This is a genomic window from Deferribacterota bacterium (assembly GCA_034189185.1).
Lineage (GTDB): Bacteria > Chrysiogenota > Deferribacteres > Deferribacterales > UBA228 > UBA228.
On the sequence record JAXHVM010000078.1, the window covers coordinates 1 to 8,268 of the forward strand.

At 29.2% G+C, this 8,268-nt stretch carries 9 protein-coding genes; all 9 read left to right on the top strand.

All coding sequences use genetic code 11. The features are described from left to right. Positions 1–248 (top strand): chemotaxis protein (locus SVN78_06475; GenBank protein MDY6821249.1); only part of this gene is annotated, 248 nt, incomplete at its 5' end. A gap of 23 nt (positions 249–271) precedes the next feature. Continuing rightward, on the top strand, positions 272–2,344 hold the full coding sequence (locus SVN78_06480; GenBank protein ID MDY6821250.1) for a response regulator: 2,073 nt from the start codon (positions 272–274) through the stop codon (positions 2,342–2,344). After that, positions 2,313–2,645, top strand: coding sequence for a hypothetical protein (locus SVN78_06485; GenBank protein ID MDY6821251.1), 333 nt, complete (start codon positions 2,313–2,315; stop codon positions 2,643–2,645). The genes SVN78_06480 and SVN78_06485 overlap by 32 nt, the downstream gene beginning before the upstream one ends. After that, on the top strand, positions 2,590–3,192 hold the full coding sequence (locus SVN78_06490; GenBank protein MDY6821252.1) for an OmpA family protein: 603 nt from the start codon (positions 2,590–2,592) through the stop codon (positions 3,190–3,192). Before SVN78_06485 ends, SVN78_06490 begins: the two co-directional genes overlap by 56 nt. Next, entirely contained in the window at positions 3,179–4,153 is a 975-nt protein-coding gene (locus tag SVN78_06495) for a hypothetical protein (protein ID MDY6821253.1), read from the top strand. Before SVN78_06490 ends, SVN78_06495 begins: the two co-directional genes overlap by 14 nt. Continuing rightward, entirely contained in the window at positions 4,153–5,739 is a 1,587-nt protein-coding gene (locus tag SVN78_06500; GenBank protein ID MDY6821254.1) for a SpoIIE family protein phosphatase, read from the top strand. The genes SVN78_06495 and SVN78_06500 overlap by 1 nt, the downstream gene beginning before the upstream one ends. Continuing rightward, on the top strand, positions 5,740–6,069 hold the full coding sequence (locus tag SVN78_06505) for an STAS domain-containing protein (protein MDY6821255.1): 330 nt from the start codon (positions 5,740–5,742) through the stop codon (positions 6,067–6,069). It begins immediately after the preceding gene. A 39-nt stretch (positions 6,070–6,108) separates the two neighbouring features. Continuing rightward, complete coding sequence (locus SVN78_06510) at positions 6,109–7,671, top strand: HEAT repeat domain-containing protein (protein MDY6821256.1); 1,563 nt, start codon at positions 6,109–6,111, stop codon at positions 7,669–7,671. Further along, positions 7,664–8,268, top strand: a 605-nt coding sequence (locus tag SVN78_06515) for a CheR family methyltransferase (GenBank protein ID MDY6821257.1), incomplete at its 3' end; no start/stop codon positions are given. The genes SVN78_06510 and SVN78_06515, both read left to right, overlap by 8 nt.

Here is an 8,268-nt window from a genome sequence, read left to right on the forward strand (position 1 = left end):
GAGTAATAGAGGGGCAAGGAGTTTGTTTTGATATGATAACATTTTTAGAATTCCAAGATGTTATAAAAAATAGAATAAATAAATTAGTTAATGTATTAAAAGAAGTAGAACAGCACTTGATTGAATTATTCAATAAGATTGAAGTAGATGAAAGGAAATGGTTAGGCGAAACTGCAGAGAATGTAGAAAAGGAGACAAAAACCTCACAGGATGAAATAGATAGGCTACTTAAAGAATTTGGATTATAAATCAAAGTATTTAGAGGTAATATATGACAAATGATGAAACAAATGAGATTTTACAAGATTTTATATCTGAAACAACAGAGATTTTAGAAGATTTAGAAAATAGTCTTGTTGATTTAGAGGAAAATAAGGATGACAAAGAGTTAATAAATAAGATCTTTAGATCTGCTCATACGATTAAAGGATCCTCAGCTTTCTTGGAATTAGAAAAACTAAGTACAATCTCACATCACACTGAGGATATTTTAAATAAACTAAGAAAAGATGAGATTGCTTTAACTGATGTTATTATGGATGTTTTATTAGAATATGTGGATTTGGCTAAAGGTATTGTAGAAAATATAAAAACTGGTGACGACACAGTAGAGATTAGGGAGTTTCTAAAAAAGATAGAGGGCGTTAAAAGCGGAGAGTATGTTAGTACCGCACAGAAAGAACAAAAAATTTCTTCTAAAAAGACAAAAGATGGTGGTAAACAGATTAGTGCAGCACATAAAACAATAGAGCAAACAATTAGGGTTGAGGTTAGCAGGCTTGATGCCCTTATGAATCTTGTAGGTGAATTAGTACTAAGTAGGAATAGATTGTCCCAGTTAGCTATAGATTTAAATCAAAAATATAGAGATGATCCAATCTTAGAACAGCTTGTAGATACAACATCCCAATTAGGATTAGTAACCTCAGATTTACAGATTGCTGTCATGAAGACAAGGATGATACCAATTAGCAAAGTGTTTAGTAGATTTCCACGAATTGTAAGGGATGTGGCAAGAGATTTGAAAAAAGATGTAAATTTAGTTGTTTCAGGTGAAGATACAGAGCTCGATAAGTCAGTTATTGAGTTAATTACTGATCCACTAGTTCATATGGTTAGAAATGCTATAGATCATGGACTTGAAACACCTGAGGAAAGAGTTGGCAAACCAAAGAAGGGAACAATCTGGCTTAATGCAATGCAGCAAGGAAACCATATTATTATTGAGGTTAAAGACGACGGTAAAGGTATTGACCCTGATAAGGTTGCAAAGTCAGCTTTAGAAAAGGGGTTAACGACAAAAGAAGAATTAGCTAGAATGGATAGGGATGAAATAATAGGCTTTATTTTTAGGCCAGGTTTTTCTACCTCAGAAAAAGTTACAAATATCTCAGGTAGAGGAGTTGGCTTGGACGTAGTTAAAAACAATATTGAAAAGATTAATGGTATAATTAATATTGATTCAGAAATAGGGAAGGGAACAACTATACAACTAAAACTACCATTAACATTGGCTATTATTCAATCTCTTTTGGTTGAGGTTTCTGGGGAAATTTTTGCTATACCTATAGTATCAATTTTGGAGACTATTAAAGTAAAAGAGGATGATATCCACGAATTAGAAGGTAGAGAGGTATTAAATTATAGAAATGGTGTTTTATCTATAATTAGGATTACTGATGTTTTGGAGCTTGAAGAATCTTACAGTGATTTTAAATATGTAGTGGTTATCAATGTTGCTGAAAGGCAAGTTGGTTTTGTTGTAAATAGATTGATTGGGCAAGAAGAGATTGTTATTAAGACATTAGGGGAATTTTTAGGTAATCTTACTGGTATTGCAGGGGCAACTATAATGGGTGATGGCAAAGTCAGATTAATCTTAGATCCTTCTGGTATTATCGAGATTGCTTCTAAAATGCCTAGGAAGTTGAAAAAGAAAAGGGTTAGAAATGTTGAAAGCCAAAAAGAATCAATAACAGCTCTAGTTGTTGATGATTCAGCTACAGATAGGAAAATTATAAAAAATATATTATCCCAGGCTGGTTGGATAAATGTTGTAGAGGTCCCAACTGGCAAGGATGCATTAGAGATCGCGAAAAAAGTCAAGTTTGACATATTTATAATAGATTTAGTTTTACCAGAGATAGATGGGTATGAATTAGCAAAGAGGCTTAGAGAAAAAGGGCTTGATCAACCCTTTATTGCAATTACTGTAAGAGGGGATATTGCAGATGAAAAACAAGTAAAGATGGCTGGATTTAATAAATTAGTTCTAAAGCCCATAAATATGAATGAAATACTCAATACTATAGATGATCTTTTATCTCAAAGAAGTTCTAGTTAGTATACTTATAATCTTTTTTATTTTTGCGGATATAGCTGATTCCTATGTTTATATATATAAAATAAAAACGGATAACAAGACTTTTATAACTGCATCGAAACTTTCTTTTAATGCTTTTGTGATGTATAATGGTGGTGTTGATCTTATTAAGGAGATTAAGATTTTAGATATTTATGACGATAAAGATTTTAATAAAGCTATAGAGGATTATGATCTTGAGCCAGCCAATTTTAGAGAGATTCCCTTTGAAGGGCACAGCGATAATAGGACTAATTTTAATCCTTTTATCTGGTGGCGGTAATCTATTATCACAAAATAAGAGGGTGTATAAGGTTGATGTAGTTAATGTATCAACTGATGTTGAGACTAGTTTATATGTGTTGGCTAAAGATGGAATAGAGGCAGCCCAGAATGTTTCACTAAATGGTTGGAAGGTATTAAATGTTGAACCCTTTGGCAAATACGCAGTATCAACTAGTGACAACAAATATAGCGTTGAAATACCAAGGTTAGAATATGTACTAACAGTTTATTTCCCCCCTTGTAAATATACTACTCTTATAGATAATGAGACAATAAAAAAAATAAAATCCCTTAATGAAGATAGTCAATATATTATATATGGTCATACTGACTCATTACCTGTTAAACCCACTGAAAATTATAAAAATAATTATGAATTGTCATTGCTTAGAGCAAGATTTCTAAAAAACTTCATATATAGTATAACAAATGTTCCAGCAGATAATATAAAAATAGTTGGATTAGGTGCAATGTATCCAAAGGTAGATAATTCTATTCAAGGAGAACCTGAAAACAGAAGGGCTGAAGTGTATGAAAGACATTAGGAAACTAACCTATAGAGACTTCTATTATGCCACACTAGATGATTTTTATATGTATGTCGTTAAGATTATGAAAAGTCTAAATTATACATTTCATCGAAGGATCAAGGATTCTACAACAAGACGAGCAGAGGTGTGGAAGCTTTTTAATTCAGAGGATTATAAGGTATTAGTGTGGGTTGAAATTTTGGATCCTTCGTTAAACTTGACTTGGCAAGAGGCTGCAGAGGTTTTGAGATTAATGAATGATGAGAACATGACAAAGCTGTATTTGTTTACAAATGGCAATTTAGATGAGGATGCAAAGGATATTCTTGATGATGAGAGTAACTTTATATATACCCCAAGAAATATAATTGAAAAACTGTTATCCTTGGTAGAAGTAGGGAAAGAAAGTGAAGAAGAGCCTACATTTAAGAGAAAAAGAAGAGAACCTGATAGACCCTATGGGCATGCTCTTATATCAGAATATTTTAGAAATAAAGAGAAGAGGAAAGAAAAACGATATATTACATTAAGCGAATTAAAGAGCTTGGTAGGTTATATCCTTGTAAATTATAACAATTTACAAGGATATATAGATGATATACCTGATTTAGATAATTTAGGTAAAGGTATAATAGATGAGCTTGATAAGCGAAGGAGAACGTTTTTGCCTTTGTTGTACAAGATTATTGGGTTTTCAGTGAATAGAGAATTTAATTATATTTTGGTAGCTTTAGCTGATTTTTTAAAATATCTCATTTATTATATAACTGCAATTATTGAGTATGAAAGTTTAGAAAATATAGAAAATTATAAAAGAGAGCTTACTAAGTCATTAAATATTTTAGAAAAATTTGATTTGGCATTTTACGACTATATAAATTTGCAAATTAAGGAAATTAATAAATCTTTCAAGAATCTCATTAAATACACCTTTTCTCTTGTAATCTTTATTATAATAGTGATTTTATTATTGTGATGTTAAACGATAATAAGCTATATGCAAGGTTAATAAATTTAATTAATGATATTATTGTAGTTATAGATAGAAATTATAATATTTTGTATGTTAACGAAGCTGTTTTTACATTTATAGGTAATAAAACTAATATAATAGGCACTAAATGTTATCTAAGCTTATTTAATAATATTGAACCATGTGGTAATTGTGAGTTGCCTTCTCTAATAAATAAAAAAAGAGCTGCCAAAACAATATATCATGAGACATTTGACTACAAAGGGAATAGAAAATATTTTAAATCTAATTTTGAACAAATTGACAACGACACCTTTGTGGAATTTTTAAGTGATACCACAGAGGAGAGGTTTCTCTACAAAAGTTTATATTATAAGACAAAAGAGCTGAAAGCGAATAATGTCAGACTAAAAAAATATATGTTAGATTCAAGAGATAGGTATGATTTTTTAAATAAGGTAATAAATAGTGTGCCGGGTGGCATAATGGTTGTAAGTGATGATCTGAAAATAGTTGAAATAAATAATTTTATGCTTGAAAGATTTACAGGTGATAAAAATATCAAAAAAGGCAATAATTGTTTTGAGATTTATGGAAATAAGAGCCAATGTAAAGATTGCTATTTTAAAAAAAATAGTAGTCGCACATATAGAAAGTTTAAGGATAATAGCTATACAGTTTATTTTAATAAGTTTGATAATTATTTGGTTGAAAGCTTGTTAGATACTACAAGAATGATATCGCTTATAAACTCAATAAAGTCAAAACAACAAGAGTTAAATAGTAAACAACATCAAATGAGGCTGCTAAATTCGGAGCTGCTGAAGGTTAATAAAAGACTTCAAAGTGCACAAAAGAGAATAGAAGATGAAATAAAACAACTTAGATTAATACAAAAGACTTTACTACCTACTAAATTTGTTGATTATAAAGGCTATAGTTTTGGTGCCACATATATTCCTACTGAAGATGTTGGAGGCGATTATTATGATTATATAGAGATGAGCAATAACTATTGTGGGTTTCTAGTAGCTGATGTATCAGGCCATGGTATACCTGCTGCTGTTATTATGGCAATTACAAGAGCACTTGTTCATTCATACACAATAGATATTATATCTTCATCAGAAGTACTTACTATGATTAATGAGATATTGAAAGAGAATATTTATACAAATGATTTTGTTACAATGTTTTATCTAGTGATGAATATGGGAACTGGTAAATGCAATTATGCTAGTGCTGGACATAATCCAATTCTATTTTTTGATAACTCTAATTTGTCAGTTAAACAGTTAAAATCAAAGGGATTTTTTTTAGGCCCTTTTGATAATGTTGAATATGAAGAAAAATCTATTAATATGAAAAAAGGTGATATACTCTTTTTGTATACTGATGGTTTAGTTGATGTACAAAATAGAAAAGGTGAATTTTATGGGTTAGATAGATTGATAGGAAAATTAATATTATATCATGAGAATAGCCCTAATGAGATTATAAATTATGTTTTAGATGATATTAAAGAATTTTCTGGTGGTAGAGAATATTCAGATGACATAACGATGTTATTAATAAAAAAGGAGGAATAAATGATCAATGCTGAGGTTAAAGACAATAATATATTGATTACACCTAAGGGTGAAGTAAATGCGCAAGTTGGCATAAAAATGAAAGAAATAATCAAAGAAAAATTGGGTGAAAATAAGGGTATTGCTTCAGTTATTATATTTTTCAATGATGTAGTTTATATAAATAGCTCTGGTATAAGGGAATTGATTGATATTTTAAAGTATTTAAAAAGTGAGAATAAGAATTTGTATCTAATTGGCATGAGCAAAGAAATTAGAGAAATGTTTTCTTTTACTAACTTAGATAGTGTTTTTAATATTTTTAATAATTTAGAGGATATTTTTAAGTAGTTTCAAAAGCATTTATAAAATAATAGTTTGAGGTGATAAATGCAGTTTAATGTTGTTAATGATAATGTTTTAAAAATTGTACTGACGTCAAAAGTAGACGTTGATGATTTAGAGAAAATAGCAAATTCTATAAAAGAAGGTTATTTGTATGATTCTAAAGGCTCTTATGTAGACTTCAAAAATATTAATTGTATTAAGCTAGACTTAAAAAATGTTGGATATTTGTATAGTAAACACCTTTCATGGTTAATTAATATAAAAAAAATATGCAGTATAAATAAAATAAAATTGACTTTAATAAATGTTTCTGATGAATTAATGCAACTATTTACTATAGCTGACCTTACAACATATTTTACATTTGAAGAAGATTATACTTCTTATAATACAAGAGAATTAGTTAATTTTTTTTATGATCCTGAAAAAGCTAATTTAATGGTTGATTATTTGTCAAAGAATTATACTGAAGATGTAAAAGAGGAAATCCATAGATTAGTTAAGTGTGATGATCCTATTCTTAAAGAATATGCAATTCTAACAGCTGGTAAGGCTTATGATTATGGGTTGGTTGATGAGATAAGGAAAGCTTTAGAGGATGAGGCTATACCAGTTGTAACTACTTCTGCTTTAGTTGTTGGATGGCTAAATGATATAAAATCTAAAGATATATTATATAAATTAATAGAAAGCGATGTTTATGATATTGTTGAGGCAGCAGTCACTTCAATAGCTTTAATGCCTGAAAAAGGAGATGCAGAGAGGATTAGTTTCCTTTTTAAAAATGAGGATCACAGAATAAGAGCAGTGGTTGCCTATGCTTTAGGACTTATCAATGATGATGAGAGCTACCTTATACTTTTACAACAATATCGAAATGAAAAAAATCCTTTTGTTAGGTCGAATATTTTAAAAGCCCTTACCTTTTTTAAGAAGGATGAATTAAAGGATGTATTTGTTGAAGCTTTAAATGATAAAACAGTAGAGGTGCAAGAAGTAGCAGCGTCAGCTTTGATGAGGGTTAAGGCTTATGATAAAATAGATATATTGTTAGAAAAACTTAAAAAAAGTGAAAATACATGGGCCAAATATTATATAGTTAAAACGTTAGCTGAACTAGCTTTTGATGGAAGAGTTTTAGTTGAAGATCATGATTATTATAACAAAAGCATAGAATGTTTAAATAGTTTGATAGATATCTTCAATGATCAACCCTTACATGTGAAGTTAGTTTTTGTTCAGACTTTTGCAAAGGCAATACAGTATTTAGATAATGCTAAGAATATGTTGCTAGAGAAAGATAAAGAGAAGATAGATACATTGAAATATAATATATATAATTTTTTAAAGGAATTGATAAAAGATGAAAATGAGGATATAAGAAAAGAAGCTCTGGAGGTTTTTTTCAGCATCTCTAGTCAAGAGGCTGAAAAAGAAGCGGTAGGCTTATTAGAGAATGATCCAAGCTGGATAGTTAGGCTTAAAGCTGCCCAAATTTTGGGCAGCATACCACAAAACCCATATAAAGATATGCTTAAAATGCATATGAAAAAAGAGAAAAATAAGTATGTAATAGGAGAAATAAGGGAAATATTAAATGATTAATCTCAACGTTATTAAATTAAAAGATGGTGAATTTTATGAATTAACTGATATTATAAAAAATCAAGCAGGCATATTTTTTAGAAAGAGTAAAAAATACCTACTTGAATATAAGTTGACACCAAGGCTTAGGGAGCTCAACTTTAATTCCTTTAGTGATTATATATATTATCTGAAATATCCAGTATTAAATAAAAGGGAATTGGATAAGCTTATTAGTTTAATAACAATCTGTGAAACGTATTTTTTTAGGGAAAGAGCCCAATTTGATTATATGATTAATGATTTAATACCAAATTTAGTTAAAGATGGTAAAAGAAACTTTAAAATATGGTCAGCAGCTTGTTCTACTGGTGAAGAAATCTACAGTATTGTTATATTATTAAAGGAAAATATGTTGTTAAATAGATATAATTTTGAGTTTTTTGCATCAGATGTCAATAATAAGGCATTGGAAATAGCAAAATATGGAGAATATAAGAAAAACTCATTCCGCGGAGATATTGATAATAGTATTATTAATAAATATTTTATTGTTAAAGATAATAGATATAAATTAAAAGATGAAATTAGAAAAAAAGTAAAATTTTACAAGCTAAA